At 40.8% G+C, this 20,396-nt stretch carries 16 protein-coding genes; 11 read left to right on the top strand and 5 right to left on the bottom strand.

Translation table 11 applies throughout. The features are described 5' to 3' along the window. Positions 1 to 4: 4 nt before the first annotated feature. Both DW019_RS09190 and DW019_RS09185 read left to right on the top strand, forming a co-directional pair. The gene (locus DW019_RS09190) at positions 5 to 1,138 is read left to right on the top strand and encodes an ABC transporter permease (protein ID WP_117478750.1); all 1,134 of its coding nucleotides are present in this window, start codon (positions 5 to 7) and stop codon (positions 1,136 to 1,138) included. Continuing rightward, positions 1,125 to 2,285: an ABC transporter permease gene (locus tag DW019_RS09185; RefSeq protein ID WP_118443182.1), complete on the top strand. Its 1,161-nt coding sequence runs from the start codon at positions 1,125 to 1,127 to the stop codon at positions 2,283 to 2,285. Before DW019_RS09190 ends, DW019_RS09185 begins: the two co-directional genes overlap by 14 nt. On the opposite strand, the gene DW019_RS09180 is transcribed toward DW019_RS09185, so the two are convergent. Beyond that, positions 2,286 to 4,007: an ABC transporter ATP-binding protein gene (locus tag DW019_RS09180; RefSeq protein ID WP_118443181.1), complete on the bottom strand. Its 1,722-nt coding sequence runs from the start codon at positions 4,005 to 4,007 to the stop codon at positions 2,286 to 2,288. A gap of 162 nt (positions 4,008 to 4,169) precedes the next feature. Here DW019_RS09180 and DW019_RS09175 point away from each other — a divergent pair, with 162 nt between their 5' ends. From DW019_RS09175 to metF, 7 genes are all read left to right on the top strand, one after another. After that, positions 4,170 to 5,855, top strand: coding sequence for a Na/Pi cotransporter family protein (locus tag DW019_RS09175; protein WP_118443180.1), 1,686 nt, complete (start codon positions 4,170 to 4,172; stop codon positions 5,853 to 5,855). Beyond that, positions 5,852 to 6,520 (top strand): response regulator transcription factor, encoded by a 669-nt coding sequence (locus DW019_RS09170; RefSeq protein WP_118443179.1) that lies wholly within the window; start codon positions 5,852 to 5,854, stop codon positions 6,518 to 6,520. Before DW019_RS09175 ends, DW019_RS09170 begins: the two co-directional genes overlap by 4 nt. A gap of 526 nt (positions 6,521 to 7,046) precedes the next feature. After that, on the top strand, positions 7,047 to 8,024 hold the full coding sequence (gene pta, locus DW019_RS09165) for a phosphate acetyltransferase (protein ID WP_022377318.1): 978 nt from the start codon (positions 7,047 to 7,049) through the stop codon (positions 8,022 to 8,024). Positions 8,025 to 8,036: 12 nt separating this feature from the next. Further along, the gene (locus DW019_RS09160) at positions 8,037 to 9,281 is read left to right on the top strand and encodes an acyltransferase (protein ID WP_117478755.1); all 1,245 of its coding nucleotides are present in this window, start codon (positions 8,037 to 8,039) and stop codon (positions 9,279 to 9,281) included. Further along, the gene (locus tag DW019_RS09155; protein WP_118443178.1) at positions 9,268 to 10,554 is read left to right on the top strand and encodes an endo-1,4-beta-xylanase; all 1,287 of its coding nucleotides are present in this window, start codon (positions 9,268 to 9,270) and stop codon (positions 10,552 to 10,554) included. Before DW019_RS09160 ends, DW019_RS09155 begins: the two co-directional genes overlap by 14 nt. A gap of 91 nt (positions 10,555 to 10,645) precedes the next feature. After that, positions 10,646 to 12,136 (top strand): alpha-N-arabinofuranosidase, encoded by a 1,491-nt coding sequence (locus DW019_RS09150; protein WP_207663925.1) that lies wholly within the window; start codon positions 10,646 to 10,648, stop codon positions 12,134 to 12,136. 101 nt (positions 12,137 to 12,237) lie between these two features. After that, positions 12,238 to 13,089, top strand: coding sequence for a methylenetetrahydrofolate reductase [NAD(P)H] (metF, locus tag DW019_RS09145; RefSeq protein ID WP_118443176.1), 852 nt, complete (start codon positions 12,238 to 12,240; stop codon positions 13,087 to 13,089). Between the two features lie 435 nt (positions 13,090 to 13,524). Here the strand turns inward: metF and DW019_RS09140 are convergent, their stop codons facing one another. The 3 genes from DW019_RS09140 to DW019_RS09130 all read right to left on the bottom strand — a co-directional run bounded on the left by DW019_RS09140 (position 13,525) and on the right by DW019_RS09130 (position 17,849). Next, on the bottom strand, positions 13,525 to 14,883 hold the full coding sequence (locus DW019_RS09140; RefSeq protein WP_118443175.1) for an MATE family efflux transporter: 1,359 nt from the start codon (positions 14,881 to 14,883) through the stop codon (positions 13,525 to 13,527). A gap of 136 nt (positions 14,884 to 15,019) precedes the next feature. Further along, on the bottom strand, positions 15,020 to 15,526 hold the full coding sequence (locus DW019_RS09135) for an SEC-C metal-binding domain-containing protein (RefSeq protein WP_117478760.1): 507 nt from the start codon (positions 15,524 to 15,526) through the stop codon (positions 15,020 to 15,022). A gap of 202 nt (positions 15,527 to 15,728) precedes the next feature. Further along, a complete protein-coding gene (locus DW019_RS09130; RefSeq protein ID WP_118443174.1) occupies positions 15,729 to 17,849 on the bottom strand; it encodes a methyl-accepting chemotaxis protein in 2,121 nt (706 codons plus the stop codon). A 796-nt stretch (positions 17,850 to 18,645) separates the two neighbouring features. Between DW019_RS09130 and DW019_RS09120 the strand changes: the two genes are divergently transcribed. Beyond that, positions 18,646 to 18,993 (top strand): hypothetical protein, encoded by a 348-nt coding sequence (locus tag DW019_RS09120; RefSeq protein WP_118443173.1) that lies wholly within the window; start codon positions 18,646 to 18,648, stop codon positions 18,991 to 18,993. A 307-nt stretch (positions 18,994 to 19,300) separates the two neighbouring features. Continuing rightward, a complete protein-coding gene (locus tag DW019_RS09115) occupies positions 19,301 to 19,636 on the top strand; it encodes a hypothetical protein (RefSeq protein WP_117478763.1) in 336 nt (111 codons plus the stop codon). Positions 19,637 to 20,310: 674 nt separating this feature from the next. Here the strand turns inward: DW019_RS09115 and DW019_RS09110 are convergent. After that, positions 20,311 to 20,385, bottom strand: a complete 75-nt coding sequence (locus DW019_RS09110; RefSeq protein ID WP_279217644.1) for a hypothetical protein — start codon at positions 20,383 to 20,385, stop codon at positions 20,311 to 20,313. Positions 20,386 to 20,396 lie beyond the last annotated feature (11 nt).

Here is a 20,396-nt window from a genome sequence, read left to right as displayed (position 1 = left end):
TTTCATGTTTTTTCGTGAATTTAAGTATATGCTTCTTAGTTCATTGAGAAGCAGAGAACTCATTTTTTGGACGCTGTTATTTCCTTTTGCACTGACCACATTTATGTATATGGCGCTTGGCGATATCTTTGACCGGACAGAAAAATTTGAACCGGTTCCGGTTGCGATTGTGAAAGAGCAGGATAACATGACACTTACGGCGATGTTAAATGCAGTGTCGGCAGAGGGAGACAAAAAACTTCTTATTACGACTTATACCGGAGAAAAGGAAGCAAAAAAACTGTTAGAAGAAGATCAGGTAAAAGGCATCATTTATATGGGAAACAAGCTTTCTCTCGCGGTGAAAGAAAGCGGCATGGATGAGACGATGCTGCAAAGCGTTTTAAAACAGTTTACAAAATATGAAACATTAATTCAGGATACGGCACAAAAAAATCCGGATAAAATTGAGCAGGCAGTGAAACCGATGCAGCAGGAAATGTCGTATTTTACAAAGGAGGAAAATACGAGGGGAAATCAGGATAATGTAGTCAATTATTTCTATGCGATTTTTGCGATGACTTGTTTGTTTGCATCCTTTTCCGGCTGTGCAGCAATTCTTCAGATGCAGGCGAATCTGACACCGCTTGGACAGAGGCGTAATGTATGCGGAATGAAAAAAAGTACCATGTTTGTAGCTGATTTTGCTGCGACAGAGCTGGTTCAGTTTGTTCTGGCATGTGCACTTCTCATCTATATGCGTTTTGTTTTGAATTTACAAATTGGCGAGCGTTATGCGGCGATTGTACTGCTTTTGTTTGTAGGAACCAGTTTTGGTATTGTGTTTGGTATGTTGATTGGAAGCATTGCACACTTGTCGGAAGGTGGAAAAATCGGTGTATTAGTCAGCAGTAACTTAGTGCTCTGTGCGATGAGTGATTTGATGATTTCCGGGATAAAAGGAGTCATTGAAAAAGCAGCACCGATTGTCAATGATATCAGTCCGGCAGCGTTAATCACGGATGCATTTTACGCGTTAAACGTCTATGACACATATGAGCGCTTTTTTGTAGATGTATTGTCACTGGCAGGATTAACCGTGCTTCTTGGCGGTATTTGTATCTGGCGTGTAAGGAGGAATCGTTATGCAAGTATATAAACTATTTTTTCAAGTGCTGCGCAAGCAAAAAGGGCAGATTATTATGTACTTAGTTATCTTTTTGTCGGTAGCATTAGCGGCTGCTTCACAGGGAGAAAAGACAGGAGAATCAACATTTTCACCAACTACGTATAAATTTGCTGTGATGGATGCAGACAATTCGGAAATCAGCCGGGCGCTTATCGCTTATTTGGAGCAGGGAAATGAAAAAGTCCATATTGAAGATAAAAAAGAAGTCATTCAGGATGAGATTTACAACCGGAGTATATCGTGTGTCCTTCGGATTCCAAGCGGTTTTTTTGAATCCTATCTGAGTGGCAGCGAGAATAAAAAAATGGAAGTTATCGGTGTTCCGGGAACCATTTACAAGGAATCATTTGAGCAGATGATTTCACAATATTTGAATCTGGTAAGAGGATATATTAGCGGCGGATTTTCTGTGAAGGAGGCACTTGCAAAAGCGGGAAAGGCAGATGAGAAAACGGTTGATGTGAACGTATTGGAAACAGGAGGAAAAACGACACACAGCTATGTGTATTATTTCTTTGCGTATGTTCCATACATTCTTTTGTGCCTGTGTATTGTAGGAATATCACCGGTTTTGGTAGTGCTTCATAAACCGCAGATTAGAGAACGGATTCAGTGCTCCTCGTACTCGTTTGCTAAAACAAACCGTGAAACCATTTTGGGTACTTTATCGGCAGGATTGTTGTTTGGAATTTTATATCTTGTGTGTGCCGTGATTGGGGCAAGGGAAAGGGTGTTTACCGTGCAGGGCGGATTACACTGTTTAAACCTGCTTGCATTTTTGATGGTGGCACTTGGTATTGTATTTTTAATTGGTCAGGTTATGAAAAAGGCGGAGACTGTCAGCATGGTATCAAATGTCATTGCATTGGGAATGAGTTTTCTGTCCGGCGTATTTGTGCCAATTGAATTTCTGGGAGATGGAATTATAAAGGCTGCTCATTTCCTTCCGGCCTACTGGTATATCATGGGAGCACGGCTGATTGACAGTGGAAATTATCAAAGTTCACCGGACTTGCTGTGGAGATATATGGGAATTGAAGTGTTATTTGCAGCCTGTTTTGTCTGCCTCGGACTTGCTTTAGCAAGAGCGAAACGGCAGACAAAACAGACAGCATAATTATAAATTGTAATAACGGGCGTAAATGCCGTTTTTTGCAAGTAAAGTTTCGTGTGTACCGCGCTCGGCAATGCCATCTTCGGTGATGACAATGATTTCGTCGGAACGTTTGATGGTTGAGAGACGGTGGGCGATGGTGATGGTTGTACGGTTTTTCGCCAGTTCTTCCAGACTTTTCTGGATGTAGCGTTCGCTCTCGTTATCTAAGGCACTTGTTGCTTCGTCTAAAATAAGAATCGGTGGATTCTTTAAGAAGACGCGGGCAATGCTGATTCGCTGTTTCTGACCGCCGGATAAGCGGGTGCCTTTTTCACCAACATAGGTATCATATTGTTTTGGAAGCTGCATGATGAAGTCATCCATATTGGCTCGTCTGGCAGCTTCTTTGATTTCTTCATCGGTTGCATCCGGCTTTCCGTAAGCAATATTTTCCCGGATGGTTCCGTCAAATAAATAGACGTCCTGCTGTACCATTCCGATTTGGTTTCGCAGACTTTTGAGCGTGAGATCACGCACATCTTTGCCATCAATTGTAACTTTTCCGGCTGTCACATCGTAAAAACGAGGCAGCAGGGAGCAGATTGTTGTTTTGCCACCGCCGGAAGGACCGACAAGTGCAACGGATTTTCCGGCAGGAATGTGAATGGACACCTGCGAGAGAACAGTTTTATTATCGTCGCTGTAGTGGAAAGAAACGTTATCATAACAAACGTCACCTTTTACATTTTTTAAATCAATGGCACCTTCTTTATCCTGAATTTCCGGCTCAGTTTCAACGACTTCGAGATAGCGGCGAAACCCGGAAAGACCCTTTTGCAGCATTTCAACAAGTTCGACAAGGATTTGAATCGGACTGATAAAAATACCAATGTAAAGAGCGTACATCGCAAGGTCAGCCGCCTGCATTTGTCCCATGGCAATCAGATAGCCGCCGTAAATTAACGTTGTGAGATACATCATTCCCTGAAAAAACAGGTTAGAGCTCATAAAAGTTCCCATGCATCGGTAATTATCTTTTTTGGACTCTAGGAACGCCTCGTTGCTGTGATTAAATTTGTGCAGTTCCGTATCCTCATTGGCAAAGGACTGAACGACACGGATGCCTGAGAGCGTATCCTGCAGACTGGCATTGATGTCACCAATGCGGATTCGATTTTCCAAAAAGGTCTGCTGCATTTTTTTATTCTGCCGAATGGAAAATAAAATCATGAGAATGACGAGCAGCAAAAGCGGCAGGGCGAGTTTCTGATTAATCAAAAACAAAAATACAAATGAGCCGATAATTTTTACTAAGGAAATAAACAAGTTTTCCGGACCGTGGTGGGCAAGCTCGGAAATGTCAAACAAATCGCTGACTAGTTTACTCATCATCTGACCGGAGTTGTGTGTACTGTAATAGGAAAAGGACAGTTTTTCATAGTGTTCAAAAAGTTGTTTTCGCATATCGCGTTCCATTTTCGCTCCCATAATGTGTCCTTGGCAGGTGACGTAGTATTTGCACAGGCTTTGTATGGTATACATCATAAGTAAAATGAGGAAGAGCCAGGGCAGTGCTCCTAAAATTGCGCTTTTGTTCCCGGTAAAAAGTGTTTTTGTGAGACTACGCAAAAGCTGCGGATAGGCTAAATCGACCACGCTGATAACGGCAGCGCAGAATAAATCAAAATAAAAGACGGCACGGTAAGGCCGGTAATAAGAAATAAATTTCTTTAATGTATTCATAAATAATGCCTCCAATTCTTGTTTTCCATGCCCTATCCTAGCACAAGAAAAGAAATTTTTCAATTTTTACATAAATTTTACATAACGTCTATTTCAATTTTACTTTGATACGTTATTGTAAATACTGGTAGAAAGAAATGAAAAAAGATGGAGGTATGAAAAATGTACACAGAATTTTTGCTGCAGGCATTGTCATTGATTGGCGGCCTTGCGTTCTTCCTTTATGGTATGAATGTGATGGGAGACGGACTGACAAGATTATCCGGGGGAAGATTAGAGCGAATATTAGAAAAGTTGACGGATAACCGCATTAAGGCAGTTTTACTTGGAGCCGGTGTTACAGCAGTGATTCAGAGTTCATCTGCAACAACGGTAACGGTTGTCGGTTTTGTAAATTCAGGAATCATGAAATTAAATCAGGCGATTGGTGTAATTATGGGTGCCAATATTGGTACTACGGTGACGTCATGGATTCTGAGTCTGACGGGAATTGAAGGAAATAATTTACTGGTTACTTTATTAAAGCCAACATCGTTTACACCGATTCTTGCGATTGTCGGAATCTTTTTGATTATGGCATCCAAACAGGAAAAACGTAAGGACATCGGAGCAATTATGATTGGTTTTGCCATCCTTATGTTTGGTATGGACACGATGAGTGCTGCGGTAAAACCACTTGCTGATGTGCCACAGTTTACGCATATTTTAACGATGTTTTCCAATCCGATTTTAGGAATGTTGGCAGGTGCAATTCTTACTGCGATTATTCAGAGTTCTTCCGCATCGGTTGGTATTTTACAGGCACTTTGTCTGACCGGAAGTGTTCCTTATGCGACAGCAATTCCGATTATCATGGGACAGAATATCGGTACGTGTGTGACGGCACTTTTGTCATCGATCGGTGCCGGCAAAAATGCGAAGCGTGCCGCACTTGTTCATTTATATTTTAACGTAATCGGTACAACAGTATTTATGGTTTTATTTTACTCTTTGTATGCATTTATTGATTTTTCCTTTATGCACGATGCAGCAGGAGTCGCAGGAATTGCTGTGATTCACAGTTTGTTTAACATTGGGGCAACGATTCTTTTGTTCCCATTTGCAAATATGCTTGAAAAACTGGCAACTCTTACGATTCGAGAGGATGAGGAGGAAACAACGTCGGAATTTGCACGTTTGGATTCTCGTTTCTTAGATAGTCCGGCACTTGCTCTTGAGCAGTGTGAGCGCTCGGCAAATGAGATGGCTTATCTTACTTTGGAAAATGTGACGCTTGCCTTAGAAGGTATCCATGATTACTCGGAAGAAAAGCGTAATCAGGTAATTGAAATGGAAGAAAAGATTGACCGTTACGAAGAGGAAATAGGCGAATATCTGCGTCAGATTGCAAACCGCAACGTGATTGTGGAAGAGTATGCAAAATGGAATTTGCTTGTGTATTGTATTCGTGATTTAGAGCGTATCTCTGACCATACGATAAACATTATGAGTGAAGCAGCAAAAATTTCAAAAAGCAAAGCCGTATGGCCGAAGAAATTAAGGGAGGAAATGAATTTCTATGCGGAGCAGGTGCATGATATTGTAAGCACAACGGTTTCTGCTTTTATAAAAGATGATGGCACACTTGCCAATGTAATTGAAGAAAAAGAAACACAGATTGATGATATTAACAAACGCATTAAGAAGCAGAATTTAAAGCGGGTAAAAAAAGAAAAAACATCGCCGGAAATTGGAATTTATGTCAACGAACTTGCGATTAATTATGAGAGAATGGCAGATCATTGTGAAAACATTGCCATGAGTTTAGTAAGTGAGCAGGAAAATGAGGCAGGAGGTGTTCCGGAATGATTTGTGTTGTAGAGGATGACCCGAATATCCGGGAAATTGAAGTGTACGCAATGAAGGACTGTCATATGGAGACGAAAGAAGCGTCGTGCGCCAAAGAGTTTTGGAAATTGTGTGAAAATGAAGTTCCGGAACTCGTCCTTCTTGACATTATGCTTCCGGATGAGGATGGTATTTCGATTGTCAAAAAAATGCGGGAAGATGCAAGACTTTCCGATGTTCCTGTGATTCTTGTAACCGCGAAGGGCACGGAAATTGACAAGGTAAGAGGGCTAGACGCGGGCGCTGACGACTATATTGCGAAACCGTTTGGTATTTTGGAGATGATTTCCCGCGTGAAGGCCGTACTGCGCCGCAGCAAATCGCAGGAGGCATCTGTTGAAGAATTATCGGCAGGAAACATTCGGATGAACGTAGAGAAACACCGTGTTTATGTGGATGATGAACTTATTGAACTGACATATAAAGAGTTCGAACTGCTCCGTGTATTTTTGAGTAACGCCGGAAATGTTATGCCAAGAAATCTTTTGATGGATCGTGTGTGGGGAACAACCTTTGAGGGGGAATCCCGCACACTGGATATGCATATCAAAACATTGCGCAAGAAATTGGGAGAGGCGGGAGAACGGATACATACCGTTAGGAATGTTGGGTATCGTCTGGAGTAGGTTTTTGTTGGTGATTTTTATTTTTGAATTTTAGCAGAAAAAGGTTTGCAGCTTGTAGGCGCTTTCGCTAGACGAACGCGCAGGGGTATCGACATGCACAAAACGCATTGTCTGATACCCGCGTGTTCGTACCTACAAGTTACAAATCTTTTTCTGTTAAAATTCAGAATTTAAAAAGTGCACCAATCAAAACGCCCCAACGCTTTTTGTTGCCGTTTGGTATAATGCAAGGTAATATTTTTCATAATAGGTAAAAATAGTTACTGATTTTTTTGATTTGCAGTAATTTGGTTCAAAAAGTTTTACGACACATGGGTACAACTACGCGGGTATCAGACAATGCGTTTTGTGCATGTCGATACCCCTGCGTAGTTGTCTGAGCGGGAGCGCCCATGTGACGGAAACTTTTTGAATCAAATTACGTAATTAAAAAAATTATTAACATTTTTTCTTAATTACCCCCTTGTTTTTTGTACAAAAAATAGTATGATTAAGAGAGAATAATATTTAGGAGGAAACGTGTAGTATGTTTGGCAAGTTGATTAATATCTTGAAAGAAAATCCGAAGAAGATTGTTTTTACAGAAGGCAGTGACCCACGTATTTTGGAAGCGGCATCCCGCCTTTTGGCAAGTACTTTCCTTTCACCGATTTTGGTTGGAAACAAAGATGAAATTGCAAAGGCAGCAGAAGAGAGTGCATTTAATATTCGTGGAGCTGAAATTATAGACCCGATGGAGTATGAAGGCATTGATGAGATGGCTGAGTGCCTGTATGAACTTCGTAAGAATAAAGGTATGACATTGGAGAAAGCAAAAGCAACCTGTCAGCAGGCAAACTATTTTGGTACGATGCTTGTCAAGATGGGTAAAGCGGATGCACTTCTTGGCGGTGCAACCTACTCGACAGCGGATACGGTTCGTCCGGCATTGCAGATTATTAAGACAAAACCTGGTAAAAATATTGTAGCATCCTGCTTTATTCTGGTTCGTGAGTCCGCTACCGGTGGTAACACGGTACTTGCAATGGGTGATTGTGCGATTAATATTAAGCCAAATGAGGGCGAGTTGGCAGAAATTGCAATTGATTGTGCAGAGTGTGCTAAGATTTTTGGAATTGACCCGAAAATTGCATTCTTAAGTTATTCAACTTACGGCTCAGGTGCCGGCGAGGATGTGGACAAGATGAGAAATGCTGCACAGAAAGCAAAAGACCTTGCACCGGATCTTTTGATCGCCGGAGAAATGCAGTTTGATGCAGCAGTATCACCACGAGTTGCTCGTACAAAATGTCCGGGAGACCCGGTTGCCGGTTCTGCAAATACCTTTATTTTCCCTGATATCAATGCAGGAAATATTGGTTACAAAATTGCACAGCGCCTTGGCGGTTTTGATGCATACGGACCAATTATGCTTGGTTTGAATGCTCCAATTAATGATTTGTCACGTGGATGTAACGCATCGGAAGTATACTCGATGGCAATCGTTACAGCTGCGTTAGCTTAGCGGAGAGTTTTTATGGGAAAAAGACAACACAAAAAAAGAAGAAAACAGTCACCTGCCGAACTGGCAGGTGACTATGAAATTTATCGCATTGGTGTGTTAGATGGAATTCGGGCAATCGCAATTTTTCTAGTTGCGTGGTATCATATCTGGCAGCAGTCCTGGTTGCAGCCACTTACAGAACATGTAAATTTGGACTGGCTTGTAAGAAACGGAAGTATTTTAGTAGATATGATGATTTTGCTTTCAGGATTCTGTCTTTTTTTACCATATGCCAGAGACATGGTGTATGGCGACAAAACGGATACGGTTTCCGGCTTTTACGTAAAAAGAGTGGCGCGTATTGTTCCATCGTATTATCTGTCGGTGTTAATCGTATTGTTTGCTTTTGCTATTCCACTCTCGGAGTACGGCGGCGATACCGGTTTTATGATGAAAGATCTGATTACGCATCTGACATTTACGAACAATTTATTTGGAGATGTAAATTGTATGACGCATCTAAACGGCGTTCTGTGGACGGTAGCGGTAGAAATGCAGCTGTATCTGATTTTCCCACTGCTTGTGTGGCTGTTTCGCAAATGTCCGGTGGGTACATATCTTGGAATGACGGCAATCGGTGTGGGAAGTGCGTGGTATTTTAGCAGCCGATTCTATTCGATTGACCAGAATTTAGTAGTGAATCAGACGCTTACGTTCTTTTCCGTTTTTGCTAACGGTATGATGGCAGCCTGGCTGTATATGAAATATACAAAAATGAGGAAAAAGCAAACGCTGGCAGAAGGTCTTGCCGGGATTGTGATGGCAATTGGTGCCGTCATGTTCTTTTATCAGATGTGCATAGCGCGCTCGACAAGTGGCAGAGAAACACAGTGGCAGTTAGATAACCGCTTTCTGTTGTCTCTTGTATTTGCTCTGTTTGTGATTGGAATGATTCTTTCCCACAAGTATTTCCGCAAAATTCTTGACAACCGCGTCATGAAATTTTTAGCAGGAATTTCGTTCCAATTTTATATCTGTCATCAGTACATTGCCGTCAAATTAAAGGAGTTTCGGATTCCGAACTGGTCGGGAGATGAACTGCCAAATATGACAGGAGATATTAAATGGCAGTGGCAGTATACTATTTTGTGTTTTGTGCTTTCTCTGGTGGTGGCAATTGCTATGACGTATCTGGTTGAACTTCCGGCAGCGAAGGTAATAAAAAAATGGTATCAGAAGAAAAGAGAAAAAAAGGAGCTAGAAAATGAAAAGCAGTAAAATAACAGCATTAATTTTGTGTTTTTGCCTGATGTTGTCCATGACAGCATGTGGCAGCAATAATAGTACAGAAAATAAGACAAATTCAAACAAAGCAGCTTCCGGTTCTGCGGTCACGGAAAATAAAAAGACAAGTCGTGATGTAAGCGATGTGGACGGTCCGGCACTGAAAGATTTGTACGCAAAATATTTTATGATGGGTGCCGCAATTAACGGCAGTGATAAGAGTACCGCAGCAATTCACCATGAGGGCATGGCAAATATTTTGAAGAAACATTACAATTCAACAACCTTAAGTAATCTGATGAAGCCATGTTATTTACTGGACGAAAAGGCATGTGTGAAAAAGGGCAAAAAGAATGCAAATGCCACAGATGTTTCACTGAATTTTGATTCCTGCAAAGAAAGCCTTGATTTCTGCAAAGAAAATGGAATTAAAATGCGTGGTCACACGCTTGTCTGGCATAATCAGACACCGGAGTGGTTCTTTAAAAAGAATTATGATGCAAAGAAGGGCTACGTCAGTAAAAAAGTGATGGCAAAGCGCATGGAGAACTACATCAAGGGTGTTTTGGAGTACTGCAAGAAAAATTATCCCGGTGTTGTTTATTGTTTTGATGTTGTGAATGAGTGTGTGGATGACGGAACGGGCGATGATTCTGTGAACTGGAACTGCCGGACTACATTTAACGGCGGCGATAATTTCTGGTATGCCACAATGGGAACCGACTATGTGGAAAAAGCATTTACTTACGCAAGAAAATATGCAGAGAAGGGCATGAAACTCATTTACAATGATTACAATGTTTATGTTCCTGCAAAAGAGCAGAATATTTACAATCTTGTAAAGGGACTGAAAGAGAAAAATCTGATTGATGGAATCGGTTTGCAGCCAACGGTAGATTTGTATAATCCGGATGAATTGAAGGGCGATTCTTACGACAGTTTTGAAAATTGTTTGAAAAAATATGCCGAATTGAATGTTGATATCCAGATTACGGAATTGAGTTTCAAGATTGATGAGGAGACAGGTGAGCGTGACGAAAAATCTTTAAAACGCCAGGCAGACCGCTATCAAGAAATGTTTGAACTGTTGAAAAAGATGGATACGGCGAGTGGCGGACCATGTAATATTACGAGTGTGACGGTGTTTGGTATCTGTGATGATTATCCACTGTATGATGATTTAGTACAGTGTTTGTACCTTTGGGATAAGAATGCAAAACCTAAGGAATCGTTCTATCGTGTGCGGGAAGTAGGCGAATCAAAATAGAAATGATTGTCCAGTGTTAGGTTAGAATAGTACATGGTAAAAGATAAACTACTGATATACAATAGGGAAAAAGAGTTCGATGGAGGTAAGTATGAAATCAGTAATTAAAGCAGACAAAGAAAAACAAATCAGTGCGATTGACAAACGATTGTACAGCTCATTTATTGAGCATTTGGGAAGAGCCGTTTATCATGGTATCTATGAGCCGGGACATGAGACTGCCGATGATATGGGATTTCGTCAGGATGTTCTTAAGGTTATCCGTGAGATGAACATTCCTATGGTTCGTTATCCGGGTGGTAACTTTGTATCAGGTTATCACTGGGAAGATGGAACCGGACCAAAAGAAAAGCGTCCGAAGAAAATGGAGCTTGCATGGAGTTCCGTGGAGACAAATGAAGTCGGAATCGATGAATTTCAGGAATGGGCAAAACGTGTGGGAACGGACATTATGATGGCAGTAAATCTCGGAACACGTGGGCCGGAAGAAGCCGGTAATGTTGTCGAATACTGCAATTCCGTAACCGATACTTATTATGCTAATATGCGCCGCGCGAATGGCTTTGAAAAGCCTTTTGGCATTCATACCTGGTGTCTTGGCAATGAGATGGATGGTCCTTGGCAGATTGGACATAAAACAGCGACTGAATACGCACGTACTGCATGTGAAGCAGCAAAAATCATGAAATGGATCGATGACTCCATTGAGCTGGTTGCCTGCGGAAGTTCTCATCAGAACATGCCGACCTTTGGCGAATGGGAAGAAACGGTGCTTCGCGAGGCATACGACCATATTGATTATTTGTCGATGCATGAGTATTACGGAAATCCGGATGATGATACGAAGAAGTATTTAAGCTGCTCGATGGACATGGATGATTTTATTAAAAAAGTCGGAGCCATCTGCGATAGGATTAAGAAAGAAAAGGAAAGTGATAAAGATATTTTCCTTTCTTTCGATGAGTGGAACATCTGGTTCCATTCACAGGAGCAGGATAAAAAACAGGAGAAATGGCAGATTGCGCCACCACTGTTAGAGGATATTTACACGATGGAAGATGCGTTAGCAGTCGGATGTCTATTGAACACGCTGATTAATAATTCGGACCGTGTAAAAATTGCCTGTCTGGCACAGCTTGTCAATGTAATTGCACCGATTATGACAGTAAATGGTGGTAAAATGTGGCTTCAGACGATTTTCTATCCATTTATGTATGCCTGCCGTTACGGACAGGGTGTTGCCTTGAAGGCAGATGTTGAGTGTGGCACTTATGCAGCCGGCAAGCGTGATGCGATTCCATATGTGGACAGCTCCGTTGTCTGGAATGAAGAGAAGAAAGAACTGACCGTATTTGCCGTGAACCGTAATATGGATGAAACAGCAGAGGTTTCTCTTGACTTTGAGGGCTTTGGCGAACTGACACTGGCAGAGCATATGGTACTTAACAATGACGATATGAAAGCAGTAAACTCACCGGAAAATCCTGAAAATGTAGTGCCGAAAAAAGGAACCGGTGTCAAAGACGGTGTCGTTATTTTAGAACCTCATTCATACAATATAGTTAGATTCTATACCAAGTGATAGATATTTAGTATAAGGCTATGGCTGAAAATTAAGAAAGTGCGCTTTTCAGGCGCACTTTTTTATGTTATACTAATGTCTCGAAAGCGAGGAAAAAAGACATGATTAAAGATTTATTTCATACAAACCGGCCAACCTATTCTTTGGAAGTTTTTCCACCGAAAAAGGACGCCGATGTATCCGTTATTTATGACGCATTAGATGAGTTTAAAACACTTCACCCAAGTTTTATCAGTGTGACTTACGGAGCTAGTGGCAACACAGCAGAAAACACCTTTGCCATAGCTTCTTATATTCAGAATCAGTGTGGGATTGAGGCACTTACCCATTTGACCTGTGCAGCCATTCCGGACCGGTTATTCTTGAAAAATTTCTTGACGAATTTGTACCGCAATGGAATTCACAATTTGTTAGCGCTGCGTGGCGATAAACCGCAGTGGATGAGCGATGAGCAGTTTGACGCCCGCTATTATGACCATGCTTCGGATTTGGTTACCGATGTAAAAGAGATGTTTGATTTCAGTGTGGCAGGAGCGTGCTATCCGGAAGTACATCAGGAAGCAGCAAGCCTTTCGGAAGACATTGCAAACCTGAAAATCAAGGTGGATAAAGGTGTAGACTTTTTGATTACACAGCTATTTTATGACAATGAAACATTTTTCCGTTTCTTGGACGAGGCACGTAATGCCGGAATCACAGTACCGATTCTTCCTGGTTTAATGCCGATTACATCCGCCGGACAGGTCAAAAACATCATCGGAATGTCAGGCACCAAAATTCCAAAGGAATTAGCAGATGCCATTGAGAAATATAAAGATAATCCGGCTGACTTGAAAAAAGCCGGCTTAGATTACTCCAAACGTCAGATGGAGAATCTGCTTGCGCATGGCGTAGACGGAATCCATTTGTACTCTATGAATAAAGTAGAAATTGCTAAGGCAATTTATGAATAAGAGGGACATATTTGGTTTCCGTAATTTATCAAAAAAAGATGGATGGAGAGTGGGCACTCCCGTTTGTTGAACTGCGTAGCAGCAGGGACACTGAAAATACCAGTGTTTCCTGCTGACGCGTTCAAACCCACTCTCCATCCATCTTTTTTTGATAAATTACTCGAATCCTAAAATGTCTGCGAACATCGACTGCAAAAAAATGATAGCTAAATAGCGGAAGGTTAAATGCACAAAAAAAGAAATAGATGGAATCTTTGAGGAGAGGTTCTTAATTTCTGATAGTTTCTCCTAAATAAATTGGTATTGATTGTGCTGCAAACACGTGGGTATGAGACATGTGTAGTTTACATGTCGATACCCTTACGCGTTTGCTAGAGCGGGAGCGGCACAAGAGATACCAATTTATTTAGGAGAAACAATTATGAAATTAAAAACCTAGCTTATGCAAAGTTCCTTCTTTAAATGCCTCACCACAAGAAAATACGCCGGAATTAAAAACACATCTGCCAATATCCAGGCGATTGGGCTTGCCAGACAGGCAGCGGTGAAGCCGAATACCGGAACAAAATAGAATCCGACAATACTTCTGGCAGCCATTTCACACACGCCGGCTAAAATAGCCAATTTTCCGAATCCCAAGCCCTGAATCGTAAAGCGGACAATGTTTACAAGTGCTAATGGGAAATAGAAAATGCAGTTCCAGCGAAGGAATGCAGCAATCATTTCAATTAACCGGGTTTCTGTGCCGTCGACAAATAAAAGTGCTAAATATTGTCCGGTAAACAAAAGGACAGCACAGGCAATCACAGAATAAACAAGAGCTAATCCGCTGCATGCAAAAATTCCCTTGTCTACACGGTCAAGTTTCTGGGCTCCTAAGTTCTGTCCGGCATATGTGGACATTGTGGAACCCATTGCGTCAAACGGACAGCAGAAGAACATGGCAAGTTTTCCGCCGGAGGCAACAGCTGCAACTGCGGTGGAACCAAGACGGTTTACGGCAGTCTGTAAAACGACACTGCCGATTGCTGTAATCGAATACTGAAGCCCCATAGGAATTCCCATACCACAGAGTCTGGCAATACAGCTTCCGTTTAATTTCCATTCATCCTTTGAAATTTTCAAAATCGTATATTTCTTTTTCATGTAAATCAAACACAAAACGCCGGAAATTCCTTGAGCCGTAACGGTAGCCCATGCAGCTCCTGCAACACCCATGTGTAAAATCAAAATCGCACCAAGGTCAAAAACAATATTTAAGACCGAGGACAGAATGAGGAAAATGAGTGGGGTTTTGCTGTCACCAAGTGCTCTCATAATGCCTGAAAGCAGGTTATATAAGTAGGTGACAGGGATTCCTAAAAATATCACAAAGATATAGCGGTACGAACCTTCTAAAATATTTGCCGGGGTGTCCATCCAAATTAAAATTTGGCGGCACAAAATACAGACAACAACGGTCATGACGGCTGCAAAAATGACAGAAAGCCAAACGCTGTTTGCCACAAAGCGGCGAAGACCGCTCTCATCCTTTGCACCAAATTTCTGGGCAACAGGGATGGAAAAGCCATTGCAGACACCCATACAGAATCCGAGAATTAAAAAGTTCACGGAACCCGTAGCACCAACTGCCGCCAAATCATCCGGACCTAAAAACTTTCCGACAATGGCAGTGTCCACTAGGTTATAAAATTGCTGGAATAACATTCCAAATAAAAGAGGAAAGAAAAATTTCAGTATCAGTGAAATTGGTCTTCCCTCTGTCATATCCTGCATCGAACGATTTCCTTTCATACTGAATATACCTCACTTTTTTTGTAAATTTCGAATTCCTAATATACTCGTTTCTAAGTCAATCGTCAATGTATTATCTATTAATTTTTCATGTTCTTTTCATTACAAAACATTCAAATAAATGGGTGTGGTTTAATTAGCGTCCGCAGCACTGCTTATATTTTTTGCCGGAACCACATGGACATGGATCATTTCTTCCGACTTTACGGTTCTCATTATGAATCGTACCGGAATTCTTCTGCTTTTTATAAAGCTCCTTGCGCTTGTCTTCCGGCAGAATATCGTTCCACTGTGGAAGTGTGTAAAGCCATTCTGCCTTACATTCAACCATGTTGTAGTACAATTTTTCTAAATCAATGTCAAGTTTTACCTTGGTATCTTTTTCCATTTCGTCGATTGGATTTGCTTCTTTCAAACTGTCATTAATACCATCTAAAAAGCCAACCATCATGGAAAGCGGTACTTCATAGCGGTCTGCCAATTCCTGTACGGTACCTTCTACAATTTCAGATGGATTTGCTAATAACTTTTCATAGATACCCTTTTCCAGAGTGAAATAGTTCTCCCACAACTTCTGTCCTTCTTTTGAATTCTGCATTTCTTCGCTATAGGCGTATTCGCGCCATTCCTGTAATAAAGCCATGCTAATTTCCTCCTGATATAAATAGTACGTTACTGACTATATCACATTTTTTATAAAAAATCAAAAAATATGTATAAGTTTCTAAAAAGCGGCAACAATAGTAGTACCGGCAAATCGAGGTCGATTCCCCCTCTGCCTTGATTTGCTGTATTCAGCGGATAAAGCGTTGAATACTTATCCTCCCCTTATAATCTCCCTGCCTTTAGTGGCGGGGAGATTTTTTCTGCTTTTCCAATTTGCCTGCTACATATTTCATAATTGACGGATTGTCCTCCGGCATCTGGCAGCCGACAATGTAAATGCCATTGTTGTCGGAACTTCTGAGAATACGACCCTCCAAAGTGCTCTCTGATGTTAATTCAAAGTTTTCAATTTCAAGGCGGATTTTTTGACCTTTGCAGTCGGCGAAAAATTCATTGCCGGATACAAAAGCAAAACCATTGGCACTGATATTTTCCATTTTACCCATATAACTTTCGCCGGTTTCCAGTACGGTGATTTGACAGAAATTATACAAATCCATACGAGGGTATTTACGGCGATTGTGAATCTTTGGAAGTGAGCGGAGCTCAATCAGACACAAATTCCTGCCATCTTGTTCTACCATTTTCCAGTTTACGGATTCCCAGCAGTACAAAATATTTCCTGCCGTAATTTGCATCTGCCAGGTTGTTTTGGTGACTGGCAGAGGATTTTTCGGATTGATGGCAACTAATAAACTCTGGTCTGTACGCTTTACTATTTCACCATGATACTCTTTTGGATGTTTGCTGTCATCATTTGGCAAAAGCATAACTTTCATGCCGGCACGCAAATCTTCAACACCCATAAAGCCACCGATACCAAGTTCTGTCATCAAGCCCTCTACGATATGTTCAATGCTGTTGATATTTGTTGCTGTTTCTGCATATTTACTAAGCATTGCATGGGTTGTTCCATCTGAATGAGAAATGCTTTTTGTCATCTTATCCACAATGGAGGAAATCTGTTCCATGTTAGAAACCAGCTGTGTATTCGAGGTTTCTACTTCTTTTATGGCGGAATCGATTACCTGAATGTGGTCACCGAGTTCTTTGGAATCGGTTGTGATTTTTTCGACACTTTTGTTTGTCAGCGTAACTTTTTCTAGCGACTGCTGAATCAGTTCAAGCGTTTGCTCGACTGCGGAAGTCATCTTTGCGGAAGTTTCTGACAAGCGGGTCAGCGCATCGCGAATCTGTCCGGAAGAGGTCTGTGTTTCAGTGCTCAGCACTCGAATCTGGTCAGCAACAACAGCAAATCCCCGACCGGAGTCACCGGCGCGAGCCGCTTCAATTGAAGCATTCAGTGCTAAAAGATTTGTCTGGCTTGAAATATCCTCAATCGTTCCGGTTTCCGTAATTACGCGCTCGAATTCAGATTTGAACTCTTTTAATACATTTTCTACCTCTGCGGATAATGACGCCATCGTTGAAGTGGTCTCAACTACGCCGTCCAAATCTTTACTGCTAGTAGCAGCATGTTCGCCGGATTCTTTGGTAAGTTCAACCATCTGCTCAATTAAGGAAGAAACATTGATTACCTGCGTGTTGATATCCGTTGTCATATCGAGTGACGAATTTGTTTTATCCTGCAAGGTCTGATTGTTTGTGGTCAGCTCATTCATGCCGAGTACAACGACATCCGCTCCGTGTTTATTTTCAACCGCAAGTTCGCGGACAACGGTAACGCCGTCAACAATCGAATTACTTGCGTCTTTTACCTGCTCAACCGTTGTTACAACACGGTGCAAATCATCTTTTACATAGTTTAACATGGAGCCGTCCGATTCATTCAAATGACGGATGGACATTACATAGCAGATGTAGCAGAGAATGATGCAGGAAAGCTGCAAAGTAAATTCTTTGACATCGGCATCGGTGTTGAATCCGTTCATATATTTAACAACTGCATTGGCTATGATGATTAACGCATTGGCAACGCCGTATTGAATCATAAATTTCTGGTTTTTGTATAAAACCAAAAGACTGGTTACCGGCAGTATGTAGGTAAATGCAATGTTGGATGGGCTGGTAATCAGTACAAAGGAATAGAAGATACCATATCCAACGGCAATTCCATATTTGTACCAATCGGTTGACATACCTTTTACTTTTAATAGAATTTGTCCGATAATAAACGGAACCCAGCATAGAAGTAAAAAGGTTAAATAATAAGGACCGGTCCGTAGTCCGTTTGCTGTGTCAGAGCCGTAATTGGCTGATAGTAAAATGGCGAAAACAAGCCAGATTTTCCGCGCCCGCCTGTTCGCTTTCTCTTTATAGATACTCTCGTCATAATTCATCTTAAGTAACCTCCTCCCGACGTAAGTATATAGTTTTTTCCCTCAAAACAAAGATATAATTGTATTTTATCATTTTGTGGGAGAATAGTCAAAAAAAATAGCATAAGTTTGTGGCAAGTGTTCGTTTGCACTTTTTTTGTTTTGTCTATTTTGCAGCACAACAAAAAGACAGATTGTTTATCTGTCAAAAAAACTTATAATTATTTATGATTAAGCCACTCTATATGGAAAGCTTACAGATGCCTGGGGTTTGACTTTGCGAGGGCCTTTTCGACCAGGTCTTACTGGTAATACATGCTTTTCTATTAGGTTAATCACATCAGGTGGACTAAGATTGCGTTTATTACGGAGATATTCTCTACAAATATAAATGGCGATTGTAAAGTTCACCTGTTTTGTTTTATCATTGTCTTTCATTTGTTTTATTACATGTGTTGTTATCAATTCACAATAGTTATACAAAAGTAATTGCTCATATGCGTTACCTCCTTGCAATCAAGATGTTCTTAATTACAAGGGCCGCTTTCACTACCTCATTATCATTCAATAGCGAAAGCGGCCGCACATTTCGAATCATATGTCAAGCATTTATTACAAAATAAAAAGACCCTAGCATCATTTCTGATGCTAAGATCTTGATTGGTCATCTTAACTTAATGACATTGCTCCCACATGTTTTTTAGGATTTTGTGACAAGGAAGGTTATAAAAATATTTCTTGCTAAAATAATAAAAAGTATTATAATAAAAAAAGAAGGGATAAGTAAGAATGAAAAAAAGTAATAGGAATGGCTCTAATGTGTGCATTGACGATGCTTCAAGTTACAGATGTTTCGGCGGCAGAAATTGCTAAAGGAGATGTTATAACTATTGAGAGCATAAAGACATCAACCGATAAGGTGGCAAGTAATTATTCAACAAACAGTGATATGTTGTTGAGTAGAATAGTACAGGAGGGTATGGTTCCAACAAGTAAAAGGTCTAATGTTATACATGAGCATGATTTAGTTATTACTGAAACGGAAATTACATATCAACAGTTGTTTCCGACTAGTTTAACAAGTAGTATGGTTAGTGCTCAAGCGAAGGCTGCTGGATACAAAACGGGATTTAGTTTTCATATATATGAGGTGTCATCATCTTAAGGGAAAAAATTATTAAGACTAGAGCAATCTACGGAATTTAAGTATAATGGCACATATGCGTATGTTTCGGATAAGGAATACATTTATTATCGTTATAATGGCGCATCTTATGTCAATAGAAAATCAGGGTATACATCTTCAGCGAGTAAAAGCAGATCGCTGGCTAAATATTGGATTTCGGGAGACATAAAATGGTCAGCAAAGAAAAAATCTTACACTAAACACCGGGTATTTACAGCGAAATGTACTCCGAAGGGTGTGTGTTCTTTGTCGTTGACTAAATCATGATGAAAGGAGACAGGGTAATATGAATAAAATTAAAAGCAAGAAAGTACATATCGCCATAGTTGTTATGGCACTGCTGTTTTTGACAGGGGGATATTTTGCCCATAGTTTTATGGGAGCAAACAACGATGATGCCAACATATCAAAGGCAAGTGCAAAAACAGATGCAATTAAAGAGACAGATGCCAGTGAGCAAAAAAAAGCGCAAAAAGACAAAAAGTATGTGCTTGAAGATGATGATTCTCTCAAAGTCACGGTAACCGATGTGGATGTGTCGGGAAAAACATTTAAACAAGTGAAAAAGGAAATGCAGGAAGAGGCAAAAAAGAATGGCGGAGTGATGGGAGAGAAGGAATAGAATATCTCCGTGAGCGTTCCAAAAACGTAATACAAATGTAGAATGTGTTGCAAATTTACATGCGAATAGATTGAATTAATGACGAGATTAAATGAAGCAGAAACCTCCATTCGTGAGAAAGGAACCATATCTGCGGATGGAAAAAAGACCCATCAGGGCAATGTCATTAAGTTAAGATGACCAATCAAGATCTTAGCATCAGAAATGATGCTAGGGTCTTTTTAGTTTGCGCGCCATGGGCGCGCTCTAACGGGTGAAAGTCTCGAACACGCCCAGATAGTGGGAAGTGTATAGCTGAACAGCAAGGGTGTCCATCGTGAGATGGAATCTGAAGGAAGCTGTAAGCAAATCTTTGGTCCGACGGACAGAAATCACATATAAGGCTAGAAAAGCATGTATTACCAGTAAGACCTGGTCGAAAAGACCCTCGCAAAGTCAAACCCCAGGCATCTGTAAGCTTTCCATATAGAGTGGCTTAATCATAAATAATTATAAGTTTTTTTGACAGATAAACAATCTGTCTTTTTGTTGTGCTGCAAAATAGACAAAAGAAAAAAACACATCATATTTATCAAACAATTGCAAATATGATGTGTTTTATAATTATGTCAAAATTCTTAACTTAATGACATTGGTCCGAAGACTGGTTTTTTCTATGAAACGAACAACATTTCTTACTGAAGTAAGGAAAGTACGCCCTGATTTGCCTGATTTGCCTGAGCCAGCATAGAAGTAGCTGCCTGCTGCAAGATGCTCTCTT

This window comes from Clostridium sp. AF37-5, assembly GCF_003477605.1.
Lineage (GTDB): Bacteria > Bacillota > Clostridia > Lachnospirales > Lachnospiraceae > Eubacterium_F.
Note: the sequence above shows the minus strand (reverse complement) of the source record. Positions and strands in the feature narration are given on the sequence as shown.